Annotated in this window: 18 protein-coding genes; 6 read left to right on the top strand and 12 right to left on the bottom strand. The window is 57.6% G+C overall.

Features of this window, described 5'->3' with window-relative positions:
- Positions 1 to 164: 164 nt before the first annotated feature.
- Positions 165 to 1,721, top strand: coding sequence for a trimethylamine methyltransferase family protein (locus N1037_11730; protein UWS77960.1), 1,557 nt, complete (start codon positions 165 to 167; stop codon positions 1,719 to 1,721).
- A 98-nt stretch (positions 1,722 to 1,819) separates the two neighbouring features.
- Here N1037_11730 and N1037_11725 read toward each other — a convergent pair whose 3' ends face one another.
- The 11 genes from N1037_11725 to N1037_11675 all read right to left on the bottom strand — a co-directional run bounded on the left by N1037_11725 (position 1,820) and on the right by N1037_11675 (position 10,766).
- Complete coding sequence (locus tag N1037_11725) at positions 1,820 to 3,040, bottom strand: cysteine desulfurase (protein ID UWS77959.1); 1,221 nt, start codon at positions 3,038 to 3,040, stop codon at positions 1,820 to 1,822.
- Positions 3,033 to 3,626: a YIP1 family protein gene (locus N1037_11720; GenBank protein ID UWS77958.1), complete on the bottom strand. Its 594-nt coding sequence runs from the start codon at positions 3,624 to 3,626 to the stop codon at positions 3,033 to 3,035. Before N1037_11720 ends, N1037_11725 begins: the two co-directional genes overlap by 8 nt.
- Positions 3,623 to 4,132, bottom strand: a complete 510-nt coding sequence (locus N1037_11715; GenBank protein UWS77957.1) for a YIP1 family protein — start codon at positions 4,130 to 4,132, stop codon at positions 3,623 to 3,625. The genes N1037_11720 and N1037_11715 overlap by 4 nt, the downstream gene beginning before the upstream one ends.
- Positions 4,133 to 5,413, bottom strand: coding sequence for a SufD family Fe-S cluster assembly protein (locus N1037_11710; GenBank protein UWS77956.1), 1,281 nt, complete (start codon positions 5,411 to 5,413; stop codon positions 4,133 to 4,135).
- Between the two features lies 1 nt (position 5,414).
- Positions 5,415 to 6,170, bottom strand: a complete 756-nt coding sequence (gene sufC / locus N1037_11705; protein ID UWS77955.1) for a Fe-S cluster assembly ATPase SufC — start codon at positions 6,168 to 6,170, stop codon at positions 5,415 to 5,417.
- A 33-nt stretch (positions 6,171 to 6,203) separates the two neighbouring features.
- Positions 6,204 to 7,031, bottom strand: coding sequence for a polysaccharide pyruvyl transferase family protein (locus tag N1037_11700; GenBank protein UWS77954.1), 828 nt, complete (start codon positions 7,029 to 7,031; stop codon positions 6,204 to 6,206).
- A gap of 2 nt (positions 7,032 to 7,033) precedes the next feature.
- Positions 7,034 to 7,348 (bottom strand): heavy metal-binding domain-containing protein, encoded by a 315-nt coding sequence (locus tag N1037_11695; GenBank protein ID UWS77953.1) that lies wholly within the window; start codon positions 7,346 to 7,348, stop codon positions 7,034 to 7,036.
- Positions 7,345 to 7,659 carry a hypothetical protein gene (locus N1037_11690; protein UWS77952.1) on the bottom strand — a complete coding sequence of 105 codons (315 nt, stop codon included), beginning with the start codon at positions 7,657 to 7,659 and terminating at the stop codon, positions 7,345 to 7,347. Before N1037_11690 ends, N1037_11695 begins: the two co-directional genes overlap by 4 nt.
- A gap of 3 nt (positions 7,660 to 7,662) precedes the next feature.
- Complete coding sequence (gene sufB, locus N1037_11685; GenBank protein ID UWS77951.1) at positions 7,663 to 9,183, bottom strand: Fe-S cluster assembly protein SufB; 1,521 nt, start codon at positions 9,181 to 9,183, stop codon at positions 7,663 to 7,665.
- Between the two features lie 15 nt (positions 9,184 to 9,198).
- Positions 9,199 to 10,242, bottom strand: coding sequence for an aminotransferase class V-fold PLP-dependent enzyme (locus N1037_11680; GenBank protein ID UWS77950.1), 1,044 nt, complete (start codon positions 10,240 to 10,242; stop codon positions 9,199 to 9,201).
- A gap of 62 nt (positions 10,243 to 10,304) precedes the next feature.
- Complete coding sequence (locus tag N1037_11675; GenBank protein ID UWS77949.1) at positions 10,305 to 10,766, bottom strand: Rrf2 family transcriptional regulator; 462 nt, start codon at positions 10,764 to 10,766, stop codon at positions 10,305 to 10,307.
- 191 nt (positions 10,767 to 10,957) lie between these two features.
- Between N1037_11675 and N1037_11670 the strand changes: the two genes are divergently transcribed.
- From N1037_11670 to typA, 5 genes are all read left to right on the top strand, one after another.
- Positions 10,958 to 11,611 (top strand): alpha/beta hydrolase, encoded by a 654-nt coding sequence (locus tag N1037_11670; protein UWS77948.1) that lies wholly within the window; start codon positions 10,958 to 10,960, stop codon positions 11,609 to 11,611.
- Positions 11,611 to 11,853, top strand: coding sequence for a hypothetical protein (locus tag N1037_11665; protein ID UWS77947.1), 243 nt, complete (start codon positions 11,611 to 11,613; stop codon positions 11,851 to 11,853). Before N1037_11670 ends, N1037_11665 begins: the two co-directional genes overlap by 1 nt.
- Complete coding sequence (locus tag N1037_11660; protein ID UWS77946.1) at positions 11,850 to 13,019, top strand: HD domain-containing protein; 1,170 nt, start codon at positions 11,850 to 11,852, stop codon at positions 13,017 to 13,019. The genes N1037_11665 and N1037_11660 overlap by 4 nt, the downstream gene beginning before the upstream one ends.
- 353 nt (positions 13,020 to 13,372) lie before the next feature.
- Positions 13,373 to 13,708 carry an SMR family transporter gene (locus N1037_11655; GenBank protein ID UWS77945.1) on the top strand — a complete coding sequence of 112 codons (336 nt, stop codon included), beginning with the start codon at positions 13,373 to 13,375 and terminating at the stop codon, positions 13,706 to 13,708.
- Positions 13,709 to 13,909: 201 nt separating this feature from the next.
- Complete coding sequence (typA, locus tag N1037_11650) at positions 13,910 to 15,727, top strand: translational GTPase TypA (GenBank protein ID UWS81356.1); 1,818 nt, start codon at positions 13,910 to 13,912, stop codon at positions 15,725 to 15,727.
- 146 nt (positions 15,728 to 15,873) lie between these two features.
- On the opposite strand, the gene N1037_11645 is transcribed toward typA, so the two are convergent.
- A complete protein-coding gene (locus N1037_11645; GenBank protein UWS77944.1) occupies positions 15,874 to 16,161 on the bottom strand; it encodes a DUF1330 domain-containing protein in 288 nt (95 codons plus the stop codon).
- Between the last annotated feature and the right edge of the window lie 135 nt (positions 16,162 to 16,296).

The following is a 16,296-nucleotide window of genomic DNA, read 5'->3' as shown; positions in this document are numbered from 1 at the left end:
GGGAACAGGAGGAATTCTTTATGCGAGCCGAACGCTGTGTCGTTAATCTGGTCTGGCGCACGATTGGTGCCACCAGAGGCCTGGCCGCCCGCGGGCGCCCTGGCGGGGTGTTGTCTTCAGCTCTTTGAAACACCTTTGCACTTCCTGCATCAAGGATCCTCACTATGACCAATCAAACTGCCAGCCCGCCCCCTGCCTCCGTGCGTAGCGGCGGCCGCGCCGCACGTCGAACCGCCCGTGCCAGCGCCCTGCCCGATCATCTGCGTCCCATTCGCCCCGGCATGGAGGGCGGCACTCTCAAACCGCTCACCCAGGAGGGAATGGAGAAAATTCACCGCGCCGCCCTGGATGCGCTGGAACACATCGGCCTGGCAGATGCCCCACCCAGTGGTATCGGCCACCTGACACAGGCGGGCTGCATCCTGGGCGAGGATGGCCGCATCCGCTTTCCCCGCGCCCTGGTGGAGGACATGCTGGCCAAGGCCAACCGCTCCGTTACCCTGTTCAGCCGGGACGGCAAACATGATCTTGAGCTGTCAGGGAACCGCGTACATTACGGCACGGCCGGCGCTGCGGTTCATTTGGTCGATGTCCAGGGACGCCACTACCGCGATTCAACGGTTCAGGATCTGCACGATGCTTCCCGGATCTGTGATAAGCTAGATAATATCCATTTTGTTCAACGCCCTATGGTCTGCCGCGACATCGCGGACAATATGGAGATGGACCTGAACTCGATCTACGCCACCACATCTGGCACCACCAAACATATCGGCACCTCCTTTTCAGAACCGGGATTTGTTGCCCCGGCAATGGAGATGCTGCACCTCTTGGCAGGTGGAGAAGACAAATGGCGCGCCCGTCCCTTTGTCTCCAACTCCAACTGCTTTGTGGTGCCGCCGATGAAATTTGCCACCGAAAGCTGCCAAGTGATGGAGGAGTGCATCAAACATGGCATGCCCGTGCTGCTGCTCTCTGCCGGAATGGCTGGGGCCACGGCACCTTCAACCATCGCAGGTGCCATCACCCAGGCGGTGGCAGAATGCCTTGCGGGGTTGGTCTATGTGAATGCGGTGAAACCCGGTGCCCCGGCGATTTTTGGCACCTGGCCCTTTGGCCTGGATCTGCGCACCGGTGCCATGACCGGCGGATCCGGTGAACAGGCGCTGCTGACAGCGGGTTGCGCCCAGATGCACAAATTCTACGACCTGCCAGGCGGTGCGGCTGCAGGCATCGCAGATTCCAAACTGCCCGACATGCAGGCTGGATGGGAGCAAATGTGTTCCAATGTCATGGCCGGGCTTTCGGGCCTCAACATGGTCTATGAGGCCGCCGGCATGCATGCCTCCCTATTGGGGTTTTGCCATGAATCCCTGATCTTGGGCGACGACCTTATTGGACAGGCGCTGCGCTGTGTGCGCGGGATTGAGGTCACAGATGAGACTCTGGCGCTAGATCAGATGGCAGAGGTTTGTCTGAATGGTCCAGGTCACTATCTGGGCACCAGCCAGACCCTGGGGCGCATGCAGGCGGATTATGTGTATCCGGCGCTAGGGGATCGGACCTCGCCAAAGGAATGGGTTGAGCTGGGCAAACCGGACCTGCTGCACAAGGCCACAGCCCGCAAGGAGCAAATCCTGTCAGAACGATCAGCCGCCCGGTTTGATCCGGTGCTGGACGCCGAAATACGCGCCCGGTTCAACATTCACCTGGGCACGTGAGCCAAAAACAGCACAGGCGAGGATCCCTCCTCGCCTGTACCAAATCAACCTGTGCCTAATTAGCCTGTGCCAAATTTGCTTGCGCGTCTTATTCGCCCTTAAGCGAATAACTCATGGGCCAGCTCGAGCGCCTCGATCAAAGTATCGACCTCTGCCTTGGTATTATAGGCGCCAAAGGACGCGCGACAGGTGGCGGTGACGCCCAGATGATCCATCAAGGGGCCAGCGCAATGATGACCGGCCCGCACCGCGACGCCCTTTTTGTCTAGAATGGTGGAGATGTCATGGGCATGCGCAGCGCCCTCCATAGTAAAGCTGAAAATCGCTGCTTTGCCAGCGGCTTGCCCCTGGATATTGATCCAGTTCAATCCCTGCAATCGGGCCATGGCATAGTCACGCACCTCGGCTTCATGGGCGGCGATATTCTCCATCCCCAGATCCATCATGTAGTTCAGCGCCACACCCAAGCCGATGGTTTGCACGATCCCCGGCGTTCCGGCTTCAAACATCATCGGCGGATCATTGTAGATCACCGCCTCCTTGGAGACCTCGCGGATCATATCGCCACCGCCCAGGAAAGGCCGCATCTCTGCCATGCGGTCAGGATGCACATAAATCGCCCCGGACCCGGAAGGCCCGTATAGTTTATGCCCGGTAATGGCAAAGAAATCGCAGCCAAGATCCTGCACATCCACCGGCATATGCACCGCGCTTTGCGAGCCGTCGACCAGTACCGGAATGCCCTGTGCATGGGCGCCTGCAGTGATGGCTTTGACGTCAACAACGGTGCCCAACACATTGGAACAGTGTGTAATTGCAATCAGTTTGGTTTTTGGCGAGATGGCGTCCAGCACCGCCTGTGGATCCAGGCTGCCGTCGGCGGCGGTATCCACCCATTTGATCACCACCCCCTGACGTTCGCGCAGGAAATGCCAGGGCACAATATTGGCGTGATGTTCCATCACCGACAACAGGATCTCATCCCCTGCCTGAAGCCGCGGCATAGCCCAGCTATAGGCCACCATATTGATGCCCTCGGTGGTGCCCGAATTCAGAATGATACTGTCTTCGCTTGCCGCATTCAGGAACTTGGCAATGACGCCACGCACGCCTTCATATTTTTCGGTGGAGAGATTGGAAAGATAGTGCAACCCCCTGTGAACATTTGAATATTCTTGCGAGTAGGCTTGCGTAATTGCATCAATCACCACCTGCGGCTTTTGCGCCGAGGCCCCATTATCCAGATAGGTCAGCGGCTTTCCGTTCACCTGCCGGGACAGAATTGGGAAATCGCTGCGGATTTTTTCGACATCATACATTTTCGAGCAGTCCAAGGTTTGCAGGCCCAAGCAGCCCGACGATAAAGATCATGGCAAAGAACATCACGATCGAGGCCATCAGAACAACCGCAAAGGATCGCCAAAGAGAGGCAAACCCATGCGCTTCATTGACAAAATTCAACAGCACAAAGAGCAACACAAGGCCAATCAGCAAAAACGTCATGCTGCCCAGCGGGGGCAACACCAGCAAGACCACTATCCCCAGGCCCATGAGGGCGAGCTGAAGCAGCTGATCCCAGACCAGAAGCGCGAGAATAGGCATAAACTGTCCGGTGCCACCAAGCCAGCGGCCACCGAATGTGAGCATGGTGGCAAAGACAACGCTTCTGATGGCGGACACCATCATCGACAACCCCGGCGAGTCCGGCGACATGTCAAAAATGGGCAATTCACTGCTACTGGGAGCGATTAGGCCCAAGACCCCAAAAAACAAGGCATTCAGAACAACCGCCAAGAACAGGCCGGTCCAAATGGCTTCATTCGGCCATTGCCGCAACAGGATACTTCGGGCGGCCACACCAGGCTGGCGCAGGGTCAGGATCATAAATGACCACAGAAACCTCATGCTTTCACCTGGGCTTTCACCTGGGGTTTGGCCCAATAGCCCTGATACATGCCAGAGATCCAGAACCACAAAAAGACAGTGAACCAGAGCCCACCAACCAGGGTCAACTCACGTCCCGGGCCAATCATGCCCGCGACTAGCCCATTCAGCAGCATCAGCGGGCTGGCAGCAAGAAAGCTCCAGAACAGCGCCAGACGCGCCGCATGGCTTTCGCCAGTGCCGCGCAGAACACGGGCGATGACATGGGCAATCAACGCCAGGGTATATAGCGCCAGCGGAGCAACAAAAATGATGCCAAACAAGGCGTTGCTAAGCAACATTGTCTGTTCCTGCCCGGTCAAATGCGCCTCGCGCGCCAGGCTGGGCATGCGTGAGATGAACATCAAAGCACAGCCAGCCATCAGGATCGCCAAAAACCGATCTTCACGAGGGCCCATGGTCAAGAGCCGCGCAAAAACCCTGCGCGGCCCCCGATAAGTTGCAAGGATATCTCCGGTGATCGCCATTTAGCGACGCCGCGACAGCCAGCCTTCCAGGCGGGCAACAATGGCAGCAGAGATGTCACCGTCTTCGATCTCTTCCACCGCTTCCGCAAGGAACGCCAGGGTCAAAAGATCCGTCGCCTCCGAAACCGGGACCCCACGCGAGCGCAGGTAGAACAGGGCCTCGTCGTCAATGGCGCCGGTGGTGGAACCATGGGAACAAATCACATCGTCGGCATAGATTTCCAGCTCTGGCTTGGCCAGGAACTGGCTGTCATCATCCAAAAGCAGCGATTGGCTGATCTGGTAGCCATCGGTTTTCTGAGCCCCCTCTTTGACGAGGATCTTGCCCTGAAACACACCGGTGGCCCCATTGCGCAGCACCTTTTTGAACACCTGACGGCTTTCGCAGTTTACCGCATCATGGGTGATGAACACCGTGTCATCATGGTGGAATTCCCCGTCACCCACACAGGCACCGGCGATATGAGCAATAGCGTCATCGCCCAACAGCTCAACCACAGCCTCATTGCGGGTCAGAATGCCATTCACCGTGAGGGTGAAGCTTTTGAATACCGATTCAGTGCCCAGGCGGGCAAACAGATGGGTCGCAGCCCGACGTTCATGATCCCGCCCCTGGGCGCGCACCAGATGCAGCTTGCCCGTGTCGGCAATGTCGATCTCCATACATTTGTTGAACCGCGCAGCGGCCGGACCGTTTTCCAGGATCGTGGCCTCGGCGCCGGATTCAACCCGGATCACGTGATGCAGGATAGCGTCTGACCCCTCATCCGAATGCACATAGATGAGGTTGATTGGCTTGCTGGGTTTGCCGGTCACGTGGATGGCAACACCGTCCTGGGCAAAGGCGGTGTTCAACGCCGCCAGTGGGCGCTGCACCGGAGCTTGACCGCGCGCTTCCAGAACCCCGTACAGATCTTTGGCCCAGTGGATGTCTTGACCGCAGATATCAGAAATTCGGTCGATCTGGACCCCTTCCAGGCTCAGATCATCCGAGGCCTCGGCATTATAGACGCCATCCACAAAAACGACCTTCAAGCGGTCGAATTCATTGAACATTGGCGCTTCATCCATGGTAAATACCGCCGCCTTTGTGACCTCGGGTGAGGTCAGCGTATCCGGGCGGGTGTATTTCCAGTATTCATCGCGTCGGCTTGGCAACCCCATGGTCTGCACCCGGGACAGCGCCGCCTGACGTGCCGCCGCAAGGCAGCCGCCCTGCGGCAGGCTCAGCGCCGCCAGCCGTGCCTCGGTGGCACTTTGTTTCACATCAGCCAATGCCATCTCAGGAAACCTCCGCCAGGATACCAGCATAGCCGTTGTTTTCGACTTCCATTGCCAGCTCTGGTCCACCGGTTTTTACGATTTTGCCGTCAGCCAGAATATGCACAACATCGGGTTTGATATGGTCCAGCAAGCGCTGGTAGTGGGTGATCACCAGAAAGCCACGGCCCTCATCGCGCAGGGCATTGACGCCTTCGGCAACCAGCTTCATCGCGTCGACATCCAGGCCCGAGTCGGTTTCATCCAGGATGCACATCTTGGGCTCAAGCATGGCCATCTGCAGGATTTCATTGCGCTTTTTCTCACCACCGGAGAAGCCCACATTGACCGGACGCTTCAGCATATCAGCGTCGATCTTCAGCTCCTTGGCCTTGGCGCGGATGGATTTGAGGAAATCTGCCGCTGACAGCTCTTCTTCACCGCGCGCTTTGCGCTGGGAATTCACCGCGGTGCGCAGGAAGGTCATGTTGCCAACGCCGGGGATTTCAACCGGGTATTGGAAGGCCAGGAACACACCCAATGCGGCGCGCTCTTCCGGGTCCAGCTCCAGCAGGTCCTCACCCGCCAGGGTGGCACTGCCTTCGGTGACTTCATAGCCATCGCGCCCCGACAAAACATAAGACAGTGTCGACTTGCCAGAGCCATTAGGCCCCATGATCGCATGCACCTTGCCGGCCTCAACAGTCAGGTCCAGACCTTTCAGGATCTGTTTGTCCTCGTCTTCAAGTTTGACGTGCAGGTTTTTGATTTCGAGCATTTTTTCCTCGTCTCTTTTCTCTTGGTCGCGCCCTCAGGCGGTCCCTGTGTTCTGCTCAGCGCGCAGGCGCGCAGGAAAGCTGTTACGCAGATCGGCCTGGGCGCGCGCAATGCCCGCGCCATAAGCCAGCTCTGCCGGTTGATTGTTGTTTCGCAAATGATCCGGGATCTGATCCCAGGCCAGCGGAGAAATAAGCACCCGCCCGATCGAGGCGGCATAGTCGTAGTATTTCAGATGCCCCTGATCCCCAGGCGAAACCCAGGTCGAGGCCACGCCATAGGCATCCGCCGTGATCAACCCATGCAATGAGGCCGCATAGATGTGATTGCAGGCGCTGATCTGGCCACAGACCGTGGCTGGGTCCTGACGCGGATCAATCAGCAAGATCTCCTCACTGCTGTTCGCCAGGGTCTGAATCTCCGGATCTTCAAACTGGCTGTGATGGGGAACCAGGCCGATCCGGTGGGTTTTTGATGGCGTCGGCGCAAGGACATCTGCCACCAACAGTCCAGGGTCGCCAAAGCGTTGCGTTTTCACCCCCAACAGAGAAGCCGTGATAGGACCGCGCAGCAAGGCAATGTTTACATTTGATAAAAACTCTGTCGACGCAACCGCGTGCAGCAGGCCAGAGCCCCAGATCACCGGTTTCTGCGCATAGGTCTTTACCTCGGAATATTTGCGCCGGGCAATTTGCAGGATCGAGCCAATGGCATAAAGATCTGCCTGACCGGGGCCAGCATGTCGCACCTCATGGCCACTCAGATGCGCCACCACAAGGCGAGAAAGCGCGTCGCCAAAATTTGGCACCGCTTTCCACCAGAACAGGCGCAAAGACGTGATATGTGAGGGCGTTGCCAGCATCGTCAGCCGATCACCACTGCGGTGCCGCTGGCCGAAACCATCAGCATCGAATTGCCAACGACCTCGTAGTCGAGATCAACGCCAACAACCGCATTGGCGCCTTTATCGCGGGCGCGGTCTTCCAGCTCTGCCAGCGCGGTTTCACGCGCGTCCTGCAGCTTGCTTTCATAGGCGCCAGAGCGCCCGCCGACGATATCGGTGATCGAAGCAAAGACATCGCGCACCACATTGGCGCCCATGATGGCCTCGCCCACGACGATGCCCTTGTATTCAGCGATCTGGTAGCCCTCGACAGAGGGAGTGGTGGTGACGATCATTCTTCAATCCTCTCTTTGAGCACATTGGCTATTTCAGACTGAGCCATACGATTTTCTTTCTTGGTTCTTTCAATTGGCCTGACCCCAAACCACCAGCCGAAGAGTAGGGCCGGAAATAGGCTCAGAAACCAGTACCAAGGATCAATGATCTCGACACCAGCCAACGCAAATATGGCAGAAGCCATTAGAATTAGGAACGGTGCCGTGAACAGCAGCCCACGGTATGCTTTGGAAAGTATCTCACGTTGGCCACTTCTATGAAGCTGCCAATACGTATCGACAAGTTCGTCAGTACTCCGTTCCTTCTTCACCTGTTAGCCCACCGAACCTTCCAAGGAGATCGCCACCAGTTGCTGGGCTTCCATGGCAAATTCCATCGGCAGCGCCTGCAGCACATCCTTGCAGAAGCCGTTGACCACCAGGGCCACCGCGTCTTCTTCGCCAATGCCGCGTTGGCGGCAGTAGAACAGCTGATCATCGTCCACTTTCGATGTGGTCGCCTCGTGCTCAACCCGGGATGAGTTATTCTTTACCTCAATGTAAGGCACCGTGTGGGCACCACATTTGTCGCCAATGAGCAGGCTGTCACACTGGGTGAAATTACGGCCGTTCTTGGCCTTGGGGTGCATCGAGACCAGACCACGATAGGTGTTCTGCGCCTTGCCGGCGGAAATCCCTTTGGAGACGATCCGCGATTTGGTGTCGCGCCCCAGATGCACCATCTTGGTGCCGGTGTCGGCCTGCTGCATGTTGTTGGCGATGGCAATGGAGTAGAACTCGCCCTGGCTCTCGTTGCCGCGCAGGATGCAAGAGGGGTATTTCCAGGTCACAGCCGATCCGGTTTCCACCTGGGTCCACATGACCTTGGCGCGATCACCGCGGCAATCGGCGCGTTTGGTGACAAAGTTATAGATGCCGCCCTTGCCGTTTTCATCACCGGGATACCAGTTCTGCACGGTGGAGTATTTCACCTCAGCGTCTTCCTCAATGATGATCTCAACCACAGCGGCGTGCAGCTGGGCGATATCACGGGCCGGCGCGGTACAGCCTTCCAGGTAGCTCACGTAGGAGCCTTTGTCGGCGATGATCAGGGTGCGTTCAAACTGGCCGGTGTTTTCCGCGTTGATGCGGAAATAGGTGCTCAGCTCCATCGGGCAGCGCACGCCCGGCGGGATATACACAAAGGAGCCATCCGAGAACACGGCGGAGTTCAGCGTCGCATAGAAGTTATCTGAGACCGGAACAACCGAGCCGAGGTATTTCTTCACCAGTTCGGGGTGTTCGCGGATCGCTTCAGAGATCGAACAGAAGATAACGCCGGCCTTTTTCAGCTCCGCCTGGAAGGTGGTGCCAACAGAAACGGAGTCAAACACCGCGTCGACAGCGACCTTACGGCCCTCGGCGGGGGCATCTTCAGCGCCTTCAACACCGGCCAGGATCATCTGCTCTTTCAGCGGGATACCAAGCTTTTTGTAGGTTTCCAGAAGCTTGGGGTCGACCTCATCCAGGGATTTTGGCTTCACTTCCATAGATTTCGGACGGGCATAATAATACTGGTCCTGAAAATCGATCTCAGGGTAGTCGACCATGGCCCAGCTTGGCTCTTCTTTCTGCAACCAGCGGTCATAGGCTTCCAGGCGCCAGTTCAGCATCCACTCGGGCTCTTCGTTCTTTTCCGAGATCAGGCGAACAATGTCGGTGGTCAGACCCTTGGGGGCATATTCCATCTCGATATCGGTTTCCCAGCCGTATTTATACGTGCTGACCTCGGCCACCGCATCCACGGTTTCCTGATCAACACCTTCCTTGACTTGGGTCTGGTCCAAAGCGGCCATGTTATTCTCCTGCATTCACGCCACCCGGGCGCAATGTTTCTTGTGTTTCTGAAGCCAGGCCTGCGCAAAACGCAGCACCTCGTCTTCTGTTGTTGTCGGCCCAAGTGAGACGCGCACGGCGCCTTGGGCGGTATTTTCGTCAAATCCCATCGCGGTCAGCACCGCACTGGCCCGCACCTTGCCACTGGAACAGGCAGATCCGGCGCTGATGGCAAAACCCGACAGGTCCATCTGCATCACCTGGGTTTCGCCCTTCCAGCCCGGCACCGCAAAGCAGGAAGTGTTCGGCAAACGTGCCACATCTTTGCCGATACAGATAAGCCCTGGAGCGCCAGCCACAAGGGCTTCTTCCATCAGATCGCGCAGCTGTTGCACCCGTTCCCAGGTGCCATCGGCAAGCTGCGCAGCCGCGGCCTCGGCTGCTGCGCCAAAGCCGGCAATGCCAATCACGTTTTCGGTGCCGGAGCGACGGCCCATCTCCTGACCGCCACCGCGAATTTGCGCCGCCAGATCAGTGCCACGGGGCATCACCAAAGCGCCAATACCTTTGGGGCCGCCCAGCTTATGGGCCGAAATCAGCGCCATGCCGACGCCCATCCAGTTAAAGGCGATCGGCAGTTTGCCAAAGCCCTGGGTCACATCGCTGACCGCCAGCCCCTGCGGCAGAGCCTGCACCACTCCGGTTTCGGAATTGGCCAGCTGCAGGGTTGTCTCTGCGGGGTTGTCAACAGCGACCAAACCGGCGGAAGAAACCAAAAGATCCTCGCAGGTCCAGGCCCTTACCGCATCATGTTCAATCGCCGCCCCATGCAGATCCCGCCCTGCCAAAGCCAGCGAAGCGCCCTCAGTAGAGCCCGAGGTAAAGACAATATCCGCACCATCCGCACCAAAGGCAGCCGCAATCTGGGCACGGGCGCGTTCAATCACAGCCTTGGCGGCGCGACCCTCGGCATGTACCGACGAGGGATTGCCACATTGATCCATGGCCGCAACCATCGCAGCCCGGGCCGCAGGGGCCAAGGGCGTGGTGGCGTTATGATCGAGATAAACCCGTGTCATGGAATCATCTTTTCTCGTTCAAGTGGGACAGGATTGGTGCATTCACGCTCTTCATGTCCGGATTATTCTGCGTCAACAACCGAAAACAAGCCCGGAACCGCAGGGCATGGGGCCAGATCATTTTGAATGATGTCCGACAATCTGGTCTGGTGCAAAAACACATAGACATGGGCGCTGAGGCTTTCCCATAAACGGTTGGTCAGCGATTGCGCCCGACTGCCACTTGTCGCCCCCGACGCGCCGGCACCTTTGTGCATGGCATCAACGGTTTCATCCACTGCGCTCAGGATATCGACCACCCGAATTTCGGACGCCGACCGGGCCAGACGATAGCCGCCACCAGGACCACGCACCGAAGAGACCAGCTCGGCCCGGCGCAGTTTCACAAAGAGCTGCTCCAGATAGGGTAGTGAGATGTTTTGCCGTTTGGAGATATCGCCAAGTACAACCAGCGCGCCCTGCGGCTGCAGGGCAATATCAGCAAGCGCGACCATGGCATAGCGCCCTTTGGTAGAAAGCTTCATCTTTCCATCTCTCCAAACATCCAGTTTAGACGCGAAAACATTGACCTTAACCGCGCGAGTGCGTATCTCAGCGTGACGGTGCAATGCAATGGCCTGCGCCAGCAATTAGAATTGTTCTAAGATGACTGATGGAATTCGTCAAGTATTCCTGAACAGCATCTGCAGAAATTAAGAGTAGGATCCACCCACCCATGCCTGAGGTCATTTTCCCCGGACCCGAAGGCCGCCTGGAAGGCCGCTATCACCCGCAAAAAGAAAAAGACGCCCCCATTGCAATTGTTCTGCACCCGCACCCCCAGTTTGGCGGTACGATGAACAACAAGGTCGTCTACAATCTGCACTATGCATTCTACAACATGGGTTTTACCGTTTTGCGGTTTAATTTCCGTGGTGTGGGCCGCTCGCAGGGCGAATATGATCAGGGTATTGGTGAGCTGTCGGATGCGGCATCGGCGCTGGATTACCTGCAGTCGATGAACAACAACTCCAAGCATTGCTGGGTTGCTGGGTTCTCGTTTGGTGCCTGGATCGGCATGCAGCTGTTGATGCGCCGCCCGGAAATCACCGGTTTTATCTCGGTCGCTCCGCCCGCCAATATGTATGATTTCTCCTTCCTGGCGCCCTGCCCCTCCTCTGGGTTGATCATCAACGGCACCTCTGATCGGGTGGCACCCCCTGCGGATACCGTCAATCTGGTGAACAAACTGCACGAGCAAAAAGGCATCACTGTCACCCATACCGAAGTTGAGGGCGCTGACCACTTCTTCCAGGGGGAGCACATGGACACCCTGATGGGACACACCACGGATTATGTGAAGCGTCGCCTGACGGAGAACACCCGCTAATGAGCACCATCGAAAAGCTGGCTGAAAAACTGGCAATCGATACGCTCAAAGTTCAGGAAGCCATCGACGAGGATCGGTTTTATATGGAGGTTGCCCAAGTGCTTGGGGCAGCCTCTCAATCCCTGGAAGAAGCCTTTTTGACTGAAATTCGAGTGCGTCTTGCCGAACGCAAAGCGCGTGATTTCATCTCTGGCAAACTGGCCCAGGTGCAACGGGATCTGGAAGCGAAAGTCCAACAATGAAACAACGCATTCAGGCACAATTTGCCTTTTTGCTGGAAGCAGACAGACTGCGCGGGATTGAGCGCCAAAACCTGATCCTGGACTGCTCGCGGCGTGAAAACTCTGCCGAACACAGCTGGCATTTGGCGCTTTATGCCTTGGTGCTGGCGCCCTTTGCCGCGCCGGAGGTCTCGATCACCCGCGTCATTCAAATGCTTTTGCTGCATGATCTGGTGGAAATCGACGCCGGAGATCACCCCATTAGCGACGATGTGAATTGGCAGGCCGTGGCACAAGCAGAACAGGCTGCTGCAACCCGGCTGTTTGGGCTGCTGCCCCGCGATCAAGGCACCACGCTGCACCACCTTTGGCAGGAATTCGAGCAGGCCGAATCGCCAGACGCGCGCTTTGCCAAACATCTGGACCACTGCCAGCCGATTTTTCAGACCCTTTACGGTGCTGCACCTCTGCCGGATCATATTGATGTGGTCCGGGGCAATCTACATGGTGGTCGCGCTGCCGCCCTGGAACAGAGTTTCCCGCAGGCCTATCATCATGCCCTCTCCCTGCTTGGCGAGCCCACCAGCCAAGATGTCAGCGCTCTGACCCAGCGGCTTCCCTTCCTCAACGAGGCCGACGCGCTGAAATCCATCTTGCGCGCCACCTGGATTGGCGATGGGTCACGGCCGGAAAACTCAGCTGAACACAGCTGGCATATCATGCTCTATGGTTGGATTTTGGGGGAACACGCCGCCACCGACATAGATATATCCCGTGTTATCAAAATGTTGCTGCTGCATGATATTGTTGAAGTAGACGCTGGCGACACCCCTATTCACGGCGCGATATCGGCCCAGGCACAGGCCGCACAGGAAGCTGAAGAACAGCAGGCTGCCGATCGTCTGTTTGGCCTGCTGCCCGCGCCGCAGGCTACCGAGTTCCGGGCGCTCTGGGATGAATTTGAAGCCGCCACAAGCGCCGATGCTGTCTATGCCAAGGCCATCGACCGGGTGCAGCCGGTTTTGCTGAACCTTCTCAACGGTGGTGGCAGCTGGCTGGAGTACGATGTCAGCCTGCAACAGGTCGAATCCCGCGTTGGGGTCAAAGTCACCCGTGGCGCGCCACAGGTGTGGACCTATGTGCGTGACCGTATCTCCCCCTGGTTTGAGGAAAACCAGCGGATATAGACACTTACCCTGGGCGGCTGAGGTTAACATCATGCCTGCCTGCGGCGAAACCCGTGACCTCGCCACGAGACCCGCACATGGGACAGGAACAGCCCGGACTGCCCCTGATGGGCCAGTGCGGGCTGTTTGCAACCAGACCTGACCGGAAAACACTGTACTGGGACTTGGTCAACGGTGTGTTTCGTCTGACGTCAGTGTCTGCTGGCGCAACGGCGCCCCCTTGCCTTGTGATCCGACCTTCTGGCCCCCCGACAAAAATGTCGCGCGCTGCCGTTTCCAGACTGTCACAGGTCCAAGCCTTGGGATATGGCCGAGGAAGCGCCCCAAAGTCCAAAGCGAATGAGGATCCGGACATGCCCATACATTACCTCTATCTTGTCCTGGCCATCTTGGCTGAAACCATTGGCACCTCCGCACTGCAGGCAAGCCAGCAATTCAGTCGCCTTGGACCATCCCTACTGGTGATTGTTGCCTATGGGTTTTCCTTCTTCATGTTGGGGCTGACGTTGAAATACATGCCCGTGGGCCTGGTCTATGCCATCTGGGCTGGGCTTGGCATCGTGCTGATTGCCTTTATCGGATTGATCATGTTTGGGCAGCGCCTGGATTTACCTGCCATCATTGGCATTGGCCTGATCCTCGCCGGAGTGCTGGTCATTCATCTCTTTTCCGCCTCTTCCGGCCACTAAGCAAAGCGGTTGAGCAGGGCCCGCGCCCAGCCCCACATACCAACGGCTGAGCCTTTGCCCTGAAGAACTGGAATAATTGGCAATCAAATACGCAGTATTGTTGCAGGTTTCGCCTCACAGGCCGGATTGGACGTATTTTTGCTGGCCTTTGGCGTGGGATCGGGCTATGGGCGGCGCAACTTCCTTACAAAGGCTGACGTCATGGACATGCGCAACATTGCGATCATTGCTCACGTGGACCACGGTAAAACGACCCTGGTTGATGAGCTTCTGAAACAATCCGGCGCCTTCCGCGAAAACCAGGCTGTGGCAGAACGTGCCATGGACAGTAACGACCTGGAACGCGAGCGGGGCATTACCATTTTTGCAAAACCCACTTCGGTGGAGTGGAATGGCACCCGTATCAACATCGTTGATACCCCCGGTCACGCCGATTTTGGCGGTGAAGTTGAGCGGATCCTGTCCATGGTGGACGGTGTTGTGCTGCTGGTGGATGCCGCCGAAGGCCCCATGCCGCAGACCAAGTTTGTGACCTCCAAGGCCCTGGCTCTGGGCCTGCGCCCCATCGTGGTGCTGAACAAAGTCGACAAACCCGACGCCGAGCCCGATCGCGCGCTGGACGAATGCTTCGATCTCTTTGCCTCCCTGGATGCAACCGAAGATCAGCTGGACTTTCCCCATATGTATGCCTCTGGCCGCAATGGCTGGGCCGATGCAGAGCTCGACGGTCCCCGCAAGGATCTGCACGCGCTGTACAACCTGATCGTCAACCACGTGCCCGAGCCCAAGCAGATCAAACGCCAAGGCGAAGATTTCCGCATGCTGGCCACCACCCTGGGCTCTGACCCCTTTGTTGGCCGCCTGCTGACAGGTCGCGTCGAAAGCGGCACCCTGAAGGTTGGCGCCACCGTGCAGGCCCTGTCCCGTATTGGCCAAAAGATCGAACAGTTCCGCGTCACCAAAATTCAGGCCTTCCGTGGTCTGGCGCAGCAGGACATCGAAGAAGCCCAAGCCGGCGATATCGTCTCGCTTGCAGGTATGACCAAGGCCACCGTGGCCGATACCATCTGCGCCCTTGCCGTGGATGAGGCGCTGGATGCCCAGCCTATCGATCCTCCAACCATCACCGTGACCTTTGGCATCAACGACAGCCCGCTGGCCGGTCGTGACGGCAAAAAGGTGCAGTCGCGGGTTATCCGTGACCGCCTGATGAAAGAAGCCGAAGGCAATGTCGCGATCAAGATCACCGACACCCCTGGTGGTGATGCCTTTGAAGTTGCCGGCCGTGGCGAACTTCAAATGGGCGTTCTGATCGAAAACATGCGCCGTGAAGGCTTTGAACTGTCGATCTCGCGTCCTCAGGTTCTGATGAAAGAAGTCGACGGCGTCCGCATGGAGCCAATCGAAGAAGCCACCATCGACGTTGATGACGAATACTCTGGTGCGGTGATTGAAAAAATCACTGGCGCACGCAAAGGTGAGCTGGTCGAGATGAAGCCAGCCGGTGCCGGCAAGACCCGCATCATCGCCCATGTGCCGTCGCGGGGCCTGATCGGCTATCACGGCGAATTCCTGACCGATACCCGTGGCACGGGCGTGTTGAACCGCGTGTTCCACGGCTGGGCTCCGCACAAGGGCTCTATCCCTGGCCGTCGTGCCGGTGTGCTGCTGTCAATGGAAAGCGGCCAATCCGTGGCCTATGCGCTGTGGAACCTGGAAGATCGTGGCAAAATGTTCATCGGCTCGCAGGTGGACATCTATCAGGGCATGATCATCGGTGAGCATTCCCGTGAAAACGATCTGGAAGTGAACCCGCTGAAAGGCAAAAAGCTGACCAACGTGCGGGCCTCGGGTACCGACGAAGCCGTCCGCCTGACCACGCCGATCACGCTGTCGCTGGAAGAGGCCATTGCCTATATCAACGATGACGAACTGGTAGAGGTCACGCCTAACTCGATCCGTCTGCGCAAGCGCTATCTTGACCCGCATGAGCGTAAACGGATGGCCCGTAACGGCTAAAGCCTTACAGACCTACAGAGCAAAAACAGGGGCGCCTTTGGGCGCCTCTTTCTGTTTTAAACGATGCCTTCGCAGCAAAGAGTATCGCCAAAAAAAAGGGCACCCAAAATGGATGCCCCTGTGCTCTGCTTGACATTTATTCGCCTTCAGGCGCTGGTTTCCACCACCATCAGCTCGCGCTCAGAGGCGTCACGGGCATGGCTCAGCGCCTCTTGGTACTCGGGGCTGTGATAGCACTCCACCGCCGCCTCTACGCTGGGGAATGTCGCAACCACATTGCGGGGGCGCTCCTTGCCTTCGAGCTGCACAAAGCGACCGCCGCGGGCGATGAATTCCCCGCCGGCCTTGGCGATGGCTGGGCCTGCCAATTTGGCATATTTGCCATAGGCCTCTTCGTCGGTGACGGTGACATGAGCAATCCAAAGTGCGGGCATGGGGAACCTCCGGTAATCTGCCTGGCTTTGGCCCAGCATAGGCAATTGCTTCGCCGCGTCGATCAGTTTTTTGACCACATGGTCCAATTTAACAAAAACGCCCGCCAGTCAGATGACTGCGGGCGTTTCTTGCTG

The organism is Phaeobacter sp. G2 (assembly GCA_025163595.1).
GTDB lineage: Bacteria > Pseudomonadota > Alphaproteobacteria > Rhodobacterales > Rhodobacteraceae > Pseudophaeobacter.
Note: the sequence above shows the minus strand (reverse complement) of the source record. Positions and strands in the feature narration are given on the sequence as shown.

Excerpts from the sequence above, each read along its gene's own strand:
- N1037_11700 (UWS77954.1), bottom strand. The coding sequence starts at position 7,031 with ATGCTGGCAACGCCCTCACATATCACGTCTTTGCGCCTGTTCTGGTGG.
- N1037_11730 (UWS77960.1), top strand. The coding sequence starts at position 165 with ATGACCAATCAAACTGCCAGCCCGCCCCCTGCCTCCGTGCGTAGCGGC.
- N1037_11655 (UWS77945.1), top strand. The coding sequence starts at position 13,373 with ATGCCCATACATTACCTCTATCTTGTCCTGGCCATCTTGGCTGAAACC.
- N1037_11675 (UWS77949.1), bottom strand. The coding sequence starts at position 10,766 with ATGAAGCTTTCTACCAAAGGGCGCTATGCCATGGTCGCGCTTGCTGAT.
- N1037_11720 (UWS77958.1), bottom strand. The coding sequence starts at position 3,626 with ATGAGGTTTCTGTGGTCATTTATGATCCTGACCCTGCGCCAGCCTGGT.
- N1037_11665 (UWS77947.1), top strand. The coding sequence starts at position 11,611 with ATGAGCACCATCGAAAAGCTGGCTGAAAAACTGGCAATCGATACGCTC.
- N1037_11660 (UWS77946.1), top strand. The coding sequence starts at position 11,850 with ATGAAACAACGCATTCAGGCACAATTTGCCTTTTTGCTGGAAGCAGAC.
- N1037_11715 (UWS77957.1), bottom strand. The coding sequence starts at position 4,132 with ATGGCGATCACCGGAGATATCCTTGCAACTTATCGGGGGCCGCGCAGG.
- sufB (UWS77951.1), bottom strand. The coding sequence starts at position 9,183 with ATGGCCGCTTTGGACCAGACCCAAGTCAAGGAAGGTGTTGATCAGGAA.
- N1037_11725 (UWS77959.1), bottom strand. The coding sequence starts at position 3,040 with ATGTATGATGTCGAAAAAATCCGCAGCGATTTCCCAATTCTGTCCCGG.
- N1037_11670 (UWS77948.1), top strand. The coding sequence starts at position 10,958 with ATGCCTGAGGTCATTTTCCCCGGACCCGAAGGCCGCCTGGAAGGCCGC.
- N1037_11680 (UWS77950.1), bottom strand. The coding sequence starts at position 10,242 with ATGACACGGGTTTATCTCGATCATAACGCCACCACGCCCTTGGCCCCT.
- N1037_11695 (UWS77953.1), bottom strand. The coding sequence starts at position 7,348 with ATGATCGTCACCACCACTCCCTCTGTCGAGGGCTACCAGATCGCTGAA.
- N1037_11645 (UWS77944.1), bottom strand. The coding sequence starts at position 16,161 with ATGCCCGCACTTTGGATTGCTCATGTCACCGTCACCGACGAAGAGGCC.
- typA (UWS81356.1), top strand. The coding sequence starts at position 13,910 with ATGGACATGCGCAACATTGCGATCATTGCTCACGTGGACCACGGTAAA.
- N1037_11710 (UWS77956.1), bottom strand. The coding sequence starts at position 5,413 with ATGGCATTGGCTGATGTGAAACAAAGTGCCACCGAGGCACGGCTGGCG.
- sufC (UWS77955.1), bottom strand. The coding sequence starts at position 6,170 with ATGCTCGAAATCAAAAACCTGCACGTCAAACTTGAAGACGAGGACAAA.